15 protein-coding genes and 1 pseudogene are annotated in these 15,811 nt (G+C 51.8%); all 16 read left to right on the top strand.

Features of this window, described 5'->3' with window-relative positions; translation table 11 throughout:
* Window positions 1-25: 25 nt before the first annotated feature.
* The 16 genes and pseudogenes from IPL71_RS06190 to IPL71_RS06115 all read left to right on the top strand — a co-directional run bounded on the left by IPL71_RS06190 (window position 26) and on the right by IPL71_RS06115 (window position 15,790).
* Window positions 26-1,249 carry a heterodisulfide reductase-related iron-sulfur binding cluster gene (locus IPL71_RS06190; RefSeq protein ID WP_345319872.1) on the top strand — a complete coding sequence of 408 codons (1,224 nt, stop codon included), beginning with the start codon at window positions 26-28 and terminating at the stop codon, window positions 1,247-1,249.
* 93 nt (window positions 1,250-1,342) lie between these two features.
* On the top strand, window positions 1,343-1,627 hold the full coding sequence (locus IPL71_RS06185) for an FAD-dependent oxidoreductase (RefSeq protein ID WP_345319870.1): 285 nt from the start codon (window positions 1,343-1,345) through the stop codon (window positions 1,625-1,627).
* A gap of 130 nt (window positions 1,628-1,757) precedes the next feature.
* A complete protein-coding gene (locus tag IPL71_RS06180) occupies window positions 1,758-2,399 on the top strand; it encodes a hypothetical protein (RefSeq protein ID WP_345319868.1) in 642 nt (213 codons plus the stop codon).
* On the top strand, window positions 2,399-3,172 hold the full coding sequence (locus IPL71_RS06175; protein WP_345319866.1) for a hypothetical protein: 774 nt from the start codon (window positions 2,399-2,401) through the stop codon (window positions 3,170-3,172). Before IPL71_RS06180 ends, IPL71_RS06175 begins: the two co-directional genes overlap by 1 nt.
* Window positions 3,173-3,270: 98 nt before the next feature.
* On the top strand, window positions 3,271-4,023 hold the full coding sequence (locus IPL71_RS06170) for a 4Fe-4S dicluster domain-containing protein (protein WP_345319864.1): 753 nt from the start codon (window positions 3,271-3,273) through the stop codon (window positions 4,021-4,023).
* A 16-nt stretch (window positions 4,024-4,039) separates the two neighbouring features.
* A complete protein-coding gene (locus tag IPL71_RS06165) occupies window positions 4,040-4,552 on the top strand; it encodes a (Fe-S)-binding protein (RefSeq protein WP_345319862.1) in 513 nt (170 codons plus the stop codon).
* Window positions 4,553-4,597: 45 nt separating this feature from the next.
* On the top strand, window positions 4,598-5,044 hold the full coding sequence (locus tag IPL71_RS06160; RefSeq protein ID WP_345319860.1) for a hypothetical protein: 447 nt from the start codon (window positions 4,598-4,600) through the stop codon (window positions 5,042-5,044).
* Window positions 4,959-5,396, top strand: coding sequence for an electron transfer flavoprotein subunit beta/FixA family protein (locus tag IPL71_RS06155; protein ID WP_345319934.1), 438 nt, complete (start codon window positions 4,959-4,961; stop codon window positions 5,394-5,396). The genes IPL71_RS06160 and IPL71_RS06155 overlap by 86 nt, the downstream gene beginning before the upstream one ends.
* 85 nt (window positions 5,397-5,481) lie before the next feature.
* A complete protein-coding gene (locus IPL71_RS06150; RefSeq protein WP_345319858.1) occupies window positions 5,482-8,604 on the top strand; it encodes an FAD-binding protein in 3,123 nt (1,040 codons plus the stop codon).
* Window positions 8,605-8,660: 56 nt separating this feature from the next.
* Window positions 8,661-8,963, top strand: coding sequence for a hypothetical protein (locus tag IPL71_RS06145; protein WP_345319855.1), 303 nt, complete (start codon window positions 8,661-8,663; stop codon window positions 8,961-8,963).
* Between the two features lies 1 nt (window position 8,964).
* The gene (locus IPL71_RS06140) at window positions 8,965-9,105 is read left to right on the top strand and encodes a biotin/lipoyl attachment domain-containing protein (protein ID WP_345319853.1); all 141 of its coding nucleotides are present in this window, start codon (window positions 8,965-8,967) and stop codon (window positions 9,103-9,105) included.
* Window positions 9,102-9,401 carry a glycine cleavage system protein H gene (locus IPL71_RS06135; protein WP_345319851.1) on the top strand — a complete coding sequence of 100 codons (300 nt, stop codon included), beginning with the start codon at window positions 9,102-9,104 and terminating at the stop codon, window positions 9,399-9,401. The genes IPL71_RS06140 and IPL71_RS06135 overlap by 4 nt, the downstream gene beginning before the upstream one ends.
* Window positions 9,402-9,408: 7 nt before the next feature.
* The gene (locus IPL71_RS06130; RefSeq protein ID WP_345319849.1) at window positions 9,409-9,894 is read left to right on the top strand and encodes a biotin/lipoyl attachment domain-containing protein; all 486 of its coding nucleotides are present in this window, start codon (window positions 9,409-9,411) and stop codon (window positions 9,892-9,894) included.
* A 48-nt stretch (window positions 9,895-9,942) separates the two neighbouring features.
* Window positions 9,943-11,028, top strand: coding sequence for a lipoyl protein ligase domain-containing protein (locus tag IPL71_RS06125; RefSeq protein ID WP_345319847.1), 1,086 nt, complete (start codon window positions 9,943-9,945; stop codon window positions 11,026-11,028).
* A 31-nt stretch (window positions 11,029-11,059) separates the two neighbouring features.
* Window positions 11,060-12,700, top strand: a complete 1,641-nt coding sequence (locus IPL71_RS06120) for a 4Fe-4S dicluster domain-containing protein (RefSeq protein WP_345319845.1) — start codon at window positions 11,060-11,062, stop codon at window positions 12,698-12,700.
* 135 nt (window positions 12,701-12,835) lie between these two features.
* A pseudogene (locus IPL71_RS06115) lies at window positions 12,836-15,790 on the top strand (molybdopterin-dependent oxidoreductase).
* The last annotated feature ends 21 nt before the right edge of the window (window positions 15,791-15,811 follow it).

Raw genomic sequence — 15,811 nt, 5'->3', positions numbered from 1 at the left:
ATTACTTCCCTATTGGAGAATCGATATGACTGAACACTTAACCACCGTTGAACAGATCCTTGAACGAAAATCTCACCCTGTTGTTCGTGACGCATCCGTTGCGAAGACGGATGACATGCACGACCTTTTGTTTGAACTCGAAGCCAAAGGCGAGATCATCGTTCAGAGAGTCCCTGAGCCGTATGTGGAAATGACCACAAAATATGGCCGCAAGAAAAAGATTCCCATTGAACATACATGGCATCACAAATCCTGCGGACACTGCGGACATATCCCCGGCTACGCATCATCCATCCTCTGGCTTCACCGTCAGTTTGGTTTGGACTATCTCGACCCCACCGACCAAACCTCCTGCACGGGCTGGAATTACTACGCATCCGCCGCATCCAACGCGGCTGGACAAGCCTCGGTGATGGCGCGTAATTTCGCTGCCGCGTATGAGACTGGATACTTCCCGTTGATCCATTGCGGCACAAGTTATGGACATTACAAAGAGATTCGTGAGCAGCTTGTACATCACAAGGAACTGCGTGACGAAGTCCGCCGTATTCTGGGCAAGATGGGCAAACCGCTTGTCATTCCCGAAGAGATCGTCCATTACAGTGAATGGGTTCACGTCATGCGCGACCGAATTGCCGAACGGCAAACTCTCGACATGAGCATGATCACCGCCACCGTCCACCCAGCCTGTCACTATTACAAGATCGTCGCTGAAGACGCGATCTATGACCCCGATATCTACGGCGGACAGCGCACAGCCGTTGTGACAGCCATGCTCGAAACCATCGGCGTGAACGTCGCGGACTATTCCACATGGTTCGATTGCTGTGGATTTGGCTTCCGCCATGTTTTGGTACAGCGTGACTTCACCCGTTCTTTCTCCGTTTTGCGCAAGATCGAAACCATGAAGAACGAAGTCAACCCTGACTTAACCGTCACACACGATACAGGCTGTGTCACATCATTGGATAAGAGTCAGTTCGCCGCCAAAGCACACGACCGCAAAGTGGGCATCCCGGTTCTTTCCGACGCACAAGTTGCCGCCCTTTCCATGGGAGCCCATCCTTTCCGTGTGATCCAATTCCACTGGCATTCCACAGACTGGCGCCCCTTCCTCGATAAGCTTGGCGTCAACTGGCAGAAATATTGGGATGAATTTCAGGGCGATCTCGACCAGATCCGCGCGGGTACAAAATCTGGCATCACCTGGGAAGACGCAGATAAGCCGGTCAATTTGACGGCGAAATAAGAAAAGTAATTAGTAATTAGTAATTGGTTGATTGAATAAAAAATCTCTAATCTCCAATTACTATTTACCAATCACGCAACACTCGGAGGAAACATGACATCTGGAAAAGTATTGATCATCGGCGGTGGGCCATCAGGGCTTGAGGCGGCGCGTTGCGTGGCTGAACTCGGCGGGGAAGCCATTCTCATCGAAAAGCGTGAACGTCTCGGCGGCACACCTGACCGCGAAGGCTATGCCAAGTTGACTCATCACTGGCGCGACGCATCTGAAGCCATGGCCGAAATGGCCCAAGCTGTTACCAACAGCAAAAGTGTGGAAGTGAAGTACAGTGCCGAAGTGAAGGGAAATTTCCGGGAGCGCTGGCAACTTCACCGTTAAGATCGAAGCGGGCGGCGCAGCCGAATCCATCGAAGCGGGCGCGGTCATCGTCGCCACGGGCTTTCAGCATTTTGATCCAGGCCGCGCTACACAATACTACAACTACTATTCTTTTCCTGATGTGATCACATTGACCGATCTCGAAAAGATGTTGAAGGAACACAATGTGGTGCGCCCATCGAACGCCGAAACGCCGAAGAAGATCGCGTTCATTCAATGTGTGGGTTCGCGTGACCGCCAAATTGGAAATGAATATTGTTCGAAGGTTTGCTGCGGCATCGCCAGCAAACAAGCCATTGAGTTGCGCGAACAAATCCCCGATTCAAAAGTGATGATCTTTTATATTGACATGCGCATGTACGGCTATTGGGAAAATGAAATCTACTGGCCTGCGCAGGAAAAATATAAAGTCAATTATGTAAAAGGTCTCGTCAGCGAAGTGCTCAAAAAAGGCGACAAACTTTTGATCCGCGGCGAAGACACCACCATGAGCCGCCCGATGGAAGTGACCATGGATATGGTTGTGCTTTCGGTGGGCATGGAGCCGAGCGCGGGCACGCGTGCCGTGGCGCAGCTCATGGGCATTCAGCAAAACAAATACGGCTTCATCGAATCGGGCGGTGCTGGCGGCCTCGACCCCGTTGCAACATCTCGCGAAGGCATCTTCGTTGCGGGTGCGGCATCCGGCCCCTCCGACCTCGATGACTCCATTGCACAAGCCGGCCTCGCCGCCGCGCGCGCAGTCGCATCCGTCCGCAAAGTAATGGCGTAATGCAACCGCAACAGCCAAGTCACATCCTCAAACAAAGAACGGGGCCCGACGATCCCGTTCTGCAGGAGACGCTGGAAGAAGCGCTCTCTCAAGTTTCTGCGGATGATGTGATTTCCATCGCTGACGAATTATCAGCTCGACATGAACGCCTCTTTCTTAATCTGAAAGCTGATCCAGTCTCGTTGACATCCTCCTTCGCTGACGTCGCTGCCGCTGTCACTCACACGAAAGTGAATGCACGTGCATTGACAAATTATTTTGCACAAGGTGATTATAAAATTTTCAACGAACTGCTGAATGGAGAAGCGCCAGCACCTGTCCGCGTGGCGATATTCGTTGAAAAACTGAACGCACTTGATACACGCCTTGCAATGGAACTTGCCACTGGTCTTTTACATCATACCTCTCCCAAAGATCACTGGTTGTGGACGCGCTGGTTGTGGGATCCAACAACAGCCACTGGCATTCTTCCATTACTTGCTGGCAGCACGCACAACCTGCTCGCAGAAAATTTTGCCGATGGATATGCAAGAGTCGGTTCAGTCACAGCCATGAGCATGAAATTTGCCGAAGGCACAGGCTTATGGACAGACGAGTTGATCAGCGATGAAAAAAGAGCGCCCTTCGCCAACAGCGCATTTCTGGCATGTGCGTATAACGTCTATCTTTTCGGCACAACAAGCTGGAGATTGAGCCGCGAGTTCAATAACTTATTGCCTACTTTGCCAAACATGGCAAGACGGTTACTCGGATTGAAGAAGAGCGAAAGTTAGAAATTAGAGATTAGTAATTAGAGATTAGTAATTGAGTATTCAATCTCTAATCTCCAATTACTACTTACCAATTACCACGAACTAGGAGACCATCCTTCATGGCACCTAAGTTTGAAAAAGTAAAAGCAGTAGAAAAAGAACATGCCGTAGTAGACGGCGTGGATATTTCCGGTCACTGGAACCGCATGTTCGAACAGCGTGTGATCACCGAATACACGCCCGAACTGATCGAAAAGATCGCAGACCTGCCAAACGCGGAATCATTTGCCAACTGCTATCAGTGTGCCAAGTGCGTCTCCGTCTGTCCGGTGGATATTGTCGGCAATTACGGCCCGCGCAAGTTGTATCGCTACGCCCAAACGGGCATGGACTTAACCGAAGCGCCCGAACTTTGGCTCTGCACAACCTGCAAGAACTGCCTGCGCGTCTGTCCCAAAGAAGTGGACATGATCAAGATCATGCCTGCCGCCCGCGAAGAGGCAATTCTGCAAGGCAAATTTGTTCCTGCGGAATTACAACAGGCATTCGAGAACACCGCCAAGAGCGGCAACCCGCTCGGACAACCTCAGCGCAAACGCGACGCGTGGATCCAGTCCGCGGGCGTGCCTGTGCCGATCATCAAAGATTTGGGTCGCAAAGTGAGCGTGCTTTGGTATGTCGGCTCGTATCCGTCCTACCACCCGCGCGGCATTGACGCGGCGGCTGCGGCGGCTCGAATCTTCACCGCTCTCGGCATTGATTTTGCCATCCTCGGCAAAGAAGAAAAAGATGACGCCGACTCCCAGCGCCTGGCTGGAGAAAAGGGTCTCTTTGAGATGATGACCGAGCAGCAACATCGAGACTTTCAATAAATATGAATGGGACGAAATGGTCGTCACAGGTCCGCATGAGTTGAATGCCTTCAAGAACGTGTACCCGAAGTATGGCTTTGAACGCCCCGTCGTTCATTACTCCACTTTCCTTGCGCGTTATCTTGACCAACTCAAACCGTTGCTCAAACATCCAGTCAATAAAAAAATTACCTATCACGACCCATGCTATCTCGGACGTCACAACGGCGAATACGAAGCGCCACGCAAACTGCTCGAAGCCATCCCTGGCGTGGAGTTGGTTGAAATGCAGCGCAACCGCGAGAACGGTTATTGCTGCGGCGGCGGTGGCGGCGGCATGTGGATGGACTCCTTCACCGCCAAGCACACCACCATGCGTCTCTCCGAAAAACGCGCGATGGAAGCCGCGTCAACGGGCGCGAATGTGCTGGCAGTGGCTTGCCCGTTTGAAGTCTCACGCTTCACCGATGCGGTCAAATCCACGGGCAATGAGCATGTGGATGTGCTGGATATTTTGGAGTTGTTGGATAGGTCGATGAGGGGTGAATAGTAATGGGTTGAAGTTAAAGGTTGAGAGTCCCTGTAACTTACCAGCTTGCAACTTACCAATCTGAACCAACCGAAACACAGGAGACTTAATGAACATAGTGTAGCAATAAAACACATCCCCAGCACTGCCGATGACCTGCCTGTCAAAGGCAATAACGTGGACTTTGACTCGGTGGATTTCGTGCTCAACGAATTCGATGAGCAATCCATTGAGCAGGCGGTACTGGTGAAGGAAGCCGTCGGTGGGACGGTGACCGTGGTCGGGGTGGATATGATCGGGGAACTCGATGGGGTTCTCCATTTGGCGCTTGCCAAAGGCGCGGACAAAGCCGTGAAAATAACAGGTGATGACCCTGCTGCCGATTCACATCATGCAAGCCAAATGGCTGTCGGAAGCGATCAAAGGCATGTCGCCAAATATTGTCTTCGCGGGCGTGCAGGCTTCAAACGACCTCGATGGTCAAATCGGACCGATGATTGCGGCACATCTTGATATGCCATATATCGGCGGAGTCAGTTCGGTGGAAGTGGCGGGCGACTCAGCCACGATTAACAAGGAATTTGCTGGCGGAGTTGGTGCGAAGTATTCCGTCAGTTTGCCGATGGTTGTCGGTGTGCAAGCATCCACCAAGCCGCCGCGTTATGCACCCGTGAGCAAAGTCCGTCAGGTAGCGCAGACCGCAACAATTGACAAGGTTGCGCCATCGGGTGATGTCAGTTCGGGATTGACATTCAAGAAGATGGCTCCGCCCGTGGTGACAGGTCATGCCGAGATGATCGAAGGTTCGTCGAAGGAAGTGGCGAAGAAGATCGTCGAGCTGTTGAAGAGCAAGGGATTGGCGTAGAGCAGAGATTAGAGATACGGACGATGGGAGATTGCTTCGCAAGGAAATCGCCATTACTAATCTCAATACTCCACAAGGAGAAAACATGAGTAATGACATATTCGTAATCACCGAACACATGGATGGAAAATTTTCCGATGTGTCGTTTGAAATGGTTGGAAAAGCCAAAGAGTTGGCGTCTGCTTTGGGTGGGCAAGCAGTTGCGGTCGTAGTTGGAGGCGGAGTCTCATCCAATGCATTTGCTTCTGATTCCACAATCCATGTGGATGACGCGGCACTGAGTCAGTTCAATCCCGAAGCGTATGGGAAAGTCATCGAAGCGTTGGTCAAGGAAAAATCTCCGCGGCTGGTGATGTTCGGCTGGACGGCGACGGGCATGGATTTGGCGGCGTGGCTTTCAGCGAAACTTGGCGTGCCGTGCGCGGCGTATGTAAAAAATATCGGCGCGGATTTGACGATGAGTTGTCAGGCATACGGCGGCAAAATGGCTGCGGATGTTGCCGCAGAAGGCGATATGGCAATTGCGGCATGTCTCGCAGGCTCGTTCCCTGTGGAAGCGGGGCAAGGCTCAACGGCTGCAACGACGATTGCGTCACCTGTTGATTTGGGTTCGTTGAAAGTGAAATTCACCGAAGCGATCAAACCTGCTGGCGGCGATGTGGACATTACATCGCAGGTCAAACTGGTTTCGATTGGACGTGGTATCGGCGGCAAGGAAAATGTGGAACTCGCCGAAGAACTCGCGGGAAAAATCGGCGCAACGGTTTCCTGCTCCCGCCCCGTGGTGGATGCGGGCTGGCTGCCGCGCACTCGTCAGGTGGGTAAGTCGGGTCTCAAGGTCAAGCCGAAGTTGTATTTCATGCTCGGTATCTCTGGCGCGCCTGAACATCTCGAAGGCATGAAATCGGCTGAATTAATTATCGCCATCAACACCGATAAGAAAGCGCCGATTTTCAATGTGGCGCATTACGGTGCGACTGCGGATCTGTTTGAGGTTGCGGAAGCGATGTTCGAACTTCTTGTAAATGTCGATAAAGGTACACAAAGGGTTTCGATATTTGGTTCTCGACACCCTTGTGCTCCTTTGTCGAATTTCGTTTTCGCTCGTTTTCGGGAGGGTACGTTGCTCAATACGATTGAAAAAATTATCTTCATTGTGCTGGCGATCACAGCGGCGGGGTTTACGTTTCATGGGTTCAAGGTCATCATCGACTCGATTCGCAAAGGACGACCTGCGCCTGAGTTGAAGAATGTCCCAGCGAGTCTGCTCAAAGCGGGCGTGATGGTTGTATTCCAGCAGACCATTTTCAAAGCGCGTAAAGTTCTCAGCGCCATTCACATGGGACTGTTCTTCGGTCTCATCACCTATGCCGTCGTCAACCTTGTGGATGTGCTCGAAGGACTCATCCCAGGTTTTGATCTGGTCTATGGCGGCAAACATTTGCCCAACGCGCCCACTGGACTCATCAACGCCTTCAATCTCATCGCGGATGTGATGAGCGGATTTTTGTTAATTGCCATCACCACGTTTCTTGTGCGCCGTTTCATCGTCAAAGACAAGGCGCTCACCTTCCGCGATAATGTCCTGTTGAATCCAAAAGTCAAAGCGGGCGGGCAGGCGCGAGATTCGCTTACCGTGGGCGTGTTCGTCATCATGCACGTCAGTGCGCGCCTCATGAGTCAAGCCTTCCGTCTCACCGAAGGCGCTGACCCGTTCATGCCCATCGCAAGTTTTCTCAATTCCATTTTCGGCGCGTCTGAAACGGGCGTGCATGTTGCGTGGTGGATCAGCCTCGGCTGGGTGATGTTCATCATCCCGTATCTTTCACGCAGCAAGCACACGCACTTTTTCATGTCGCCCGTCAATCTCGGTTTGGCGAAACAGAATCCGCGCGGTCAACTCGACCCCGCGATTCCGCTCAAGGTCATCGAAGGTCAAAAGTTTGACCCTGGCGCGAAGGTCATTTACGATCTCGCCTGGACGCGCGTGATGGACGCCTATGCCTGCGTGCAATGCAATCGCTGTCAGGATGTCTGCCCTGCGAATTTTCAGGGGCGTCCGCTCTCGCCTTCGGCATTGGAAGTAAACAAGCGTTATCTTCTCAAGGAAGCGACTTTCGGCTCTCACCCCGACCGATTGCTGGTTCCGCTTACTGAAAGTGTTATCTCCCCTGAGGCTGTTTGGTCTTGCACAACCTGCTATGCCTGTGTCCGCGTGTGTCCCGTCGGCAATGAACCGATGGCAGACATCGTGGATATCCGCCGCCGCATGTTGATTGACGGCTATGAAATTGACAGCGGCGTGCAGAACGCGCTTCAATCTCTCGCCACCAACGGCAACTGGATGAGCAAAGGCAAACGTCTGCGCGGACGCTGGGCGAAGGAGATGGAATTCCCCGTCAAGAACGCGACCGAAGAACCCGTGGAGCATTTGTGGTTTGTCGGCGATACCGCTTCGTTCGATGAACGCGTCATTCCGAATACAAAAATGGTTGCACGGCTCTTCAAGCAAGGCGGCTTGGACTTCGGCATTATGTACCAGAACGAATCCAATTCAGGCAACGATGTCCGCCGCGTGGGTGAAGAAGGTCTGTTCGAGCAGTTGGTCGAGCAGAACATCGCGGCATTTGGCAAAGCGCAATTCAAGCAAATCGTCACCACCGACCCGCACTCGTTCAACACGCTCAAGAACGAGTATCCGCAATTTGGTGGGACGTTTGAAGTGAAGCATTACACCGTGACCTTGCTCAAGTTAATTGAAGAAGGCAAACTCACGATCAAGAATAAACTGTCGAATTACAAAGTCACCTTCCACGACCCGTGCTATCTCGGACGTTACAACGGCGGATTCACCGCTCCGCGCAAGTTGCTCGAATTGCTCGGCGTGGAATTCGTCGAAATGCCGCGCAACTGCGAGAACTCGTTCTGCTGCGGCGCAGGCGGCGGTCAAATTTGGATGGGCAAGGTTGCGCCTGGGGAACGCCCCGCTGAGAACCGAATCAAAGAAGCGTTGACCACCTTCGGCGAAGGTGCAAACGCGAAGACTCAACTCTTCATCGTCACCTGTCCCAAAGATATGGTCATGTATTCGGACGCGGTCAAGACCACAGGCAACGAAGGCAAGATCGAAGTCCGCGACATCATTCAACTGGTTGCGGAAGCTGTCGGTGTGGAAATGCCGCTCGAAGCAGAAGCAGTTGCGGCTTAAGAGAGAAGCGATACTCGATATTCGAAAATCGAATTATCGAGTATCGAGTATCGACCATGTGGAAATGTCCGTATTGCGAATTTGAAGGAAAAAGGTCCGAGGTTCATAATCACCTTGCTGAAAACCATGGTGACACGCTGGGTGTGCGCGTGGATGAATTTACGGGGCACACGTTCTATATCATTACCTGCCCTGTGTGCGGCGATAGTTATGAACAGGTTACGAAGAAGGCAAGACGTGACCCTGGTTTTGCACAAGAATATGAACATGAGATTCGATTGGTCGTTTTTGATTTACTTTTGTATCACCTTCAAGGTGAACACAATTTACCCTCGGTAGAGGGTCAACTAGGAGAATAAAATGGCAACAGTTCGTGGATGTAACATTCCTGAAGACCGTTATTACTGGGTAGAGAAACATGCCTGGGCACAGCTCGAGGCGGATGGTACAGTAAGAATTGGAATCACTGATGTGGCGCAAATTTGGCGCGGGGTATTTTGACCGCTACGCCAAAAGATGTGGGACGCGCTGTGCAAAAAGGAAAAGGCGCGGGGACATTGGAAAGCGGTAAGTGGGTGGGGCCAGTCACTTCGCCGATTTCAGGGGAGATCGTTGAAGTGAACGAGGCGGTGAAAGCCAAGCCTGCACTGCTCAATGAAGATCCATACGGTGCTGGCTGGTTCGTGCGCGTCAAGCCGACCGATTGGGCAGGCGAAAGCGCGTCTCTGCTGCAAGGGGAAGCGGCTGTGGCGGCATATCAGAAATTTATGGAAGAGCAAAACCTGAATTTCGAGTAATTAGAGATTGGAGATTGGTAATTACCAATCTCCAATTACCATTTACATGATCTTCCACGCCTGTGATATTCCCGAAGACCTGACCTACGACATCGAACACGATGTCTGGATTCGATTCGAGGGTGACATTGCTGTATTGGGCATGACCGATGTTGCTCAGACTCGCTGTGGGAAGTTTGCCGCGATCAGCTTTCGGGATGTTGGCAAGAAAGTAGCGCAAGGCAAGACTCTGGCGACGATTGAGAGCGCCAAGTGGGTGGGACCGTTCCCTGCTCCGTTTTCGTGTGAGATCGTAGAAACGAATGAAAACGGTTTCGCCAAAAATATTTTGCTGGCGAACAAAGAACCTTATGCCGATGGCTGGCTTGTAAAGGTGAGACCAACGAATTTTGAAAACGAACGCGCTCATCTGGTGACAGGTGACGAAGCCGTTGAAAAGTACAAGGCAAGAATTAAGGAATTGAAAGTCAATTGTCTCAGGTGCATTGATTGACCTGTTTACTTATTTACTTGTATACATTTCACATTAAGGAGAATTCCAATGTCCAAAAAAATTCGCTTGCTTTACATGGAAGGCGTATCCCCGCTGCGCTCGCAGACTGTTTATCATGCGGTTGGGTACGCAATGAATGAAAGTACACCGAACACCATCATCATGGTCTCGCCAAACGGGCCGTATGTGTCCATTGGCTACCATCAGGATATCCAAAAGGAAGTGGACTTGGACTACTGCGAAAAACATAACCTGCCTGTCTATCGCCGTGAAGTGGGCGGCGGCGCAGTGTTTTTGGATAACGGTCAATTGTTTACACAGTGGATTTTCCACAAGGAAGATTTACCCGTTTCTTTGGAAGAGCGTTTCAAATTGTATATTGACCCGCTTGTGGCAACGTATCAAGAGTTGGGAATCCCTGCCATTCTGCGCCCGATCAACGACATTCATGTCAACGGCAAGAAGATCGGCGGCACAGGCGCAGCACAGATGGGCATTGCGGAAATCCTCGTCGGCAGTTTGATGTACACCTTCGACAAGAAAACCATGTCGCAGGTGTTGAAAGTCCCCTCCGAGAAAATGCGTGACAAGATATTCGAATCACTCGAAGCGTACATGACCACGATGTCTGAGCAGCTCGGTTCCACGCCAGACCGCGCGATGGTCAAAGACTTGTATATGAAGAAAGTCTCCGAAGCGCTGGGCATGGAAGTCTACGAAGGCGAATGGACAGCCGAAGAGGAAGCAATGGCAAAAGAGATCGATGAGCGTTTCCTGTCTGATGAATGGCTGTATCAAAAGGGGCAGCTCAAACAGCAGGGCGTGAAAATTCATCAGGACGTACACATCGTCGAAGCGGCATTCAAGGCACAGGGCGGTTTGATCCGCATCATCGCCCGCTTGCGCGAAGGTCGCATTGACGACGTCACCATCTCTGGCGATTTCACTTTGTTGCCCGTCTTCGCTCTCGGTGCGCTCGAACAATCCCTGCGCGGTGTTTCTGCCACGCCAGAGAATCTCAAAGCCAAAATTGAAGAAGCGTACTATCGCCTCAACATTCAATCCCCTGGCGTCACGCCGGCTGATTTCACAACGGCAATTATGAACGCCGTGAATCCGCCGCAAGCCGCGTAACCAATTACTAATTACCATTTACCAATCACTAATGACTCAAAACTACGGCTTCCTAATCGACCAATCCAAATGCATCGGCTGTCACGCCTGTTCCACTGCGTGCAAGTCTGAGAATCAAGTGCCTGTTGGCGTAAATCGCACATGGGTCAAATATGTTGAAACAGGCGCGTACCCTGATGTGCGCCGCCATTTTCAAGTGACGCGCTGCAATCATTGCGTCAACCCGCCTTGCGTGCGCATCTGTCCTGTCACGGCCATGTATCAGCGTGATGATGGCATCGTTGAGTTTGACCCGAGCATTTGCATCGGCTGCAAATCCTGTATGCAAGCCTGTCCGTATGATTCGATTTATCTCGACCCCGAAACCAACACCGCCGCGAAATGCACCTTCTGCGCTCATCGTTTGGATGTGGGACTCGAACCCGCCTGCGTTGTCGTCTGTCCTGAACATGCCATCCTCGCTGGTGACTTGAACAACCCCGCTTCAGAAATAAGCCGAAAGCTGGCCACTTCGAAAGTGACAGTTCGCAAGCCTGAGCAGGGGACTGGCCCGAAGCTGTTCTACATCAACGGCAATGATTGGTCGCTTCATCCTTCTGCTGCACAAGCGCATGACTCATACATATGGGCAGATAGAATCACCGAGCAGAACGTTTCTGCGTATGAACATGGCGCGATTGCCTTGCCTGTCTTGAAATCCAAATCAGGCACGCCCATCCGCACCCCGCAGGAACAAGGCCGCCCGATGAATGGCCCCATTCAAATCGGTGGACGTGTTGCCGAGCAAATGGTGCAGACGGCCTACAATGCCCAGCACAACATCCAATGGCATTGGGAGTTGCCAGCTTATTTGGTCACCAAAAGCATCGCGGGCGGAATTTTCATGTTGTTGAGCCTCGGCACGATGTTCAACATCTTCAACTTCGATTCGGCGACCTTCCTCGCCGCAGGCTTCACCGCGATGGTCTTTATGCTCATCACGACCATCCTGCTTATCAAGGATTTGTCTCAACCGAAACGCTTCTTGAATATTTTGCTCCGCCCGCAGTGGAAATCATGGGTGGCGCGCGGCGCGTACATCATGGTCACATTCACGGCTGTGGCTGGGTTGTGGTGGCTGCTCGAAGCAGGCGCGTTCTGGAACATTCTGCCTGTAGAGTTTGTCGCAGGTATTCGCACCATAGCAGCGTGGATCGTCTTCCCGTTCGCTTTTGGAGTCGTCATCTACACTGCCTTCCTGCTCGGTCAAGCCGAAGGACGCGACATGTGGCAGAACAATTTACTGCCCTTCCAATTGCTGTCCCAATCCGCAATGGTGGCAAGCGGCGTGTTCCTTACTTTGAGCGTATTCGTGAATTTCTCTGCTAACCTGACTTCACTTCTCGCTACTCTTTTCCCCGTCAGCATCGCCGTCAACTTGCTGATGACTTTCGCAGGCAAACTCAACTCCTTCCCGACAGATACAGCCATGCTCGCCTCCCGCGAAATGACTCATGGACGTTTCCGCAATCATTACTGGTGGGGTGGAATTGTCCTCGGGCATATCATCCCGCTCGTATTGATGATCGCATTCGCGCCTGCGCTGCCCGTTGCAGTTCTCGCCGCATTGGTCGGCCTATTCTTTTATGAATACGCCTTCGTGATGGCGCCGCAGCATATTCCGAATTCGTAAAGAAAGTTGGAAGGTTGGAATGTTTGTAAGTTGAAAGTTGCGTTCTTTATAACTACGAACCTGTAACCTTCAACCTTTAAACCTGCAACTTTCAAACCTTCAACCTGAAACTTGACACCTGGAACCCGACACCTTATGAAAAAAGTCCCTCAAACTTCCGCAGGCACCGCCGTCCCGCAATTCGCGGACTCTGACCGCAAGCCCATCAAACTGACCGAAGTCGTCCACGAGGATGGGCGCATCAGCCAGTATCCCCCATCCGATGTGTGGGATGAATGGGTCGAATGGGACGGCAAGGAATGGCCGAAGAAAGTTGCCCGGCGTTACACACTTGTGCCAACCGTCTGCTTCAACTGCGAGTCGGCGTGTGGTTTGCTTGCGTATGTTGATAAAGATACTTATGAGATTCGTAAGTTCGAAGGCACCCCCGTCCACCCTGGCTCTCGTGGACGCAACTGCGCCAAGGGACCCGCAACTCATAATCAAGTCTATGACCCTGAAAGAATTTTTTATCCATTGAAGCGGGTGGGTAAACGCGGTGAAGGCAAATGGGAGCAAATTTCCTGGGAGCAGGCACTCTCTGAAATTGCCGAGAAAATGCGCGAGAGTAAACTGCGCCGCCCGAATGGAATTGTCTATCACGTGGGTCGCCCCGGCGAAGACGGATACACCAACCGCATCGTCCAAGCCTGGGGTATGGACGGTCACAACAGCCACACCAATATCTGTTCATCGTCTGCGCGTGCTGGCTATAACTTCTGGCTCGGGCAAGACCGTCCAAGCCCGGATTATGCCAACGCGCGAGTCATCCTTCTTATCTCAAGTCACCTCGAAACGGGACATTACTTCAACCCGCACGCCCAGCGCATCATCGAAGCCAAAACGGATGGCGCGAAACTCATCACCTTCGACCCGCGCCTGAGCAACACCGCATCCATGAGCGATGTATGGCTGCCGACATGGCCCGGCAGTGAAAATACCATTCTGCTTGCCATCGCCAATCATCTCATTCAAAACGATCTCTACGATAAAGAATTCATGCGCAAATGGGTCAATTGGAAAGAGACTCTAAATGCAGTTGTCAGTGGTCAGTTGACAGTGAACAGTAGCGAGTTAGCCGAAAAGATTCGCACTGCATTAGCAACACCCAAAGACCTTCGACCTTCGACTTTCGATAATGAATTATTCAACCTGTTCGACGCATTACTGAAAGACCTCTACTCCGAATACACCTTCGAACGCGCCTCGCAGGAATCCGAAGTTCCTATCGAACGCATCCAGGAAACGGCGCGTCTCGTTGCCAATTGCGAAGGCAAACTTGCCACACATGTTTGGCGCTCTGCGAGTGTTGGTAATCTCGGTGGATGGCAAGTGGCGCGCTGCCTGCTCTTCCTCAATGTGTTGACCGGCAGTATCGGTAACAAAGGCGGTACTTCGATGACAGGCTGGAATAAATTTGTCCCCAAGCCGTTCAAAGGCGCGCCCGCTCCAGAGACCTGGAACGAACTGCATTACCCCATCGAATATCCGCTCGCACATTATGAAATGTCCATTCTTTTGCCGCATATGCTCGAAGAAGGTCGCGGCGATATCGATGTTTATTTCACACGCGTCTACAACCCGATGTGGGTCAACCCCGATGGCTTCATGTGGCTCAAGGCGCTCAAGAGATGAATCAAAAATTAAATGTTATGTGGCACTCACGCCCACATGGAATGAGACCGCATGGTTCGCTGATTATGTTCTGCCCACAGGTCACGGCCCCGAACGCCACGACCTGATGAGTCAGGAAACGCACGCAGGACAGTGGATCGCATTCCGTCAGCCTGTGCGCCGCGTCGCGATGGAACGCGCCGGCATGAAAGTGGACTTCACCTATCAAGCCAACCCCGGCGAGGTTTGGGAAGAGAATGAGTTCTGGATTCAGCTCTCTGCAAAAATGGATCCCGACGGTTCGCTCGGCATTCGTCAGTGGTTCGAGAGCCCGTATCGCAAGGGTGAGATCATCACCGTGGATGAATACTATCAATGGATTTTTGAAAACTCCGTGCCGGGTCTGCCTGAAGCGGCTGCAAAGGAAGGATTGACTCCATTGGCATACATGCGCAAGTATGGAGTCTTTGAAGTTAAGAAAGAGAATTATTCTCCCTTCGACAAAACGCTTCATACTACGCCTGAAACTGGTCTGACCACCGACGAGCATGATCGTGCCCGAGACGCTTCCGGCGCTGTCCTCGGCTTAATGGTGGATGGATTACCCAAAGCAGGCTTCGATACGCCATCCAAGAAACTCGAATTCTTTAGCGACACGCTCTCTGATTGGGGCTGGCCTGAAAAGAAAACGTCATCCCGTGGACGGTGAAGAGTCACGTCCACCCTGATTTCATCGACCGTGAAAAAGGCGAGATGATCCTTCTCCCTAATTTCCGTTTGCCGACATTGATTCACACGCGTTCAGCAAATGCAAAATGGCTGGTGGAAATCTCGCACAAGAATCCCATTTGGATGAATCCCGAAGACGCCAAACGCAACGGACTTGAAACAGGCGACCTTGCCAAAGTGGAAACCGAAATTGGTCACTTCGTGGATTCGGTTTGGGTGACGGAAGGAATCAAGCCTGGTATCATCGCCATCAGCCACCACTTGGGACGTTGGCGTTTGCAGGAAGATAAAGGCGTGAGCAAAGGGTCATCCAATCTCGTGGAACTGCACGACGATGGCAAAGGCGGATTCCTCATGCGCGTCATCCACGGCGCGAAGGCATGGAAATCCTCTGACCCGGATACGAGCCGCATCTGGTGGAGCAATGTTGGCGTGAATCAAAATCTTGCTCATGCGGTGCATCCCGACCCGATTAGCGGAGTCCACTGCTGGCTGCAAAAGGTGTTCAGCATCCGCAAAGCTGAAGCAGGCGAACAAGCTGGTGATCTCTTTGTGGATACGAACAAGTCCATGGAGAAATATCGTGAGTGGCTCGCACTGACGCGCCCCGCAGACAAAGTCAGTCCTGATGGCAATCGCCGTCCGCTTTGGCTGCCACGTCCATTGAAACCTGTTAAGGAAGCATACAAATTAAAATTAAAGAAGTAAACTTGAACTCTGACAGGTTTT

It is taken from the genome of Candidatus Villigracilis proximus, from assembly GCF_016717045.1.
Lineage (GTDB): Bacteria > Chloroflexota > Anaerolineae > Anaerolineales > Villigracilaceae > Villigracilis > Villigracilis proximus.
The sequence above is the reverse complement of the archived record's forward strand: the minus strand, read 5'-3'. Positions and strand labels throughout refer to the sequence as shown.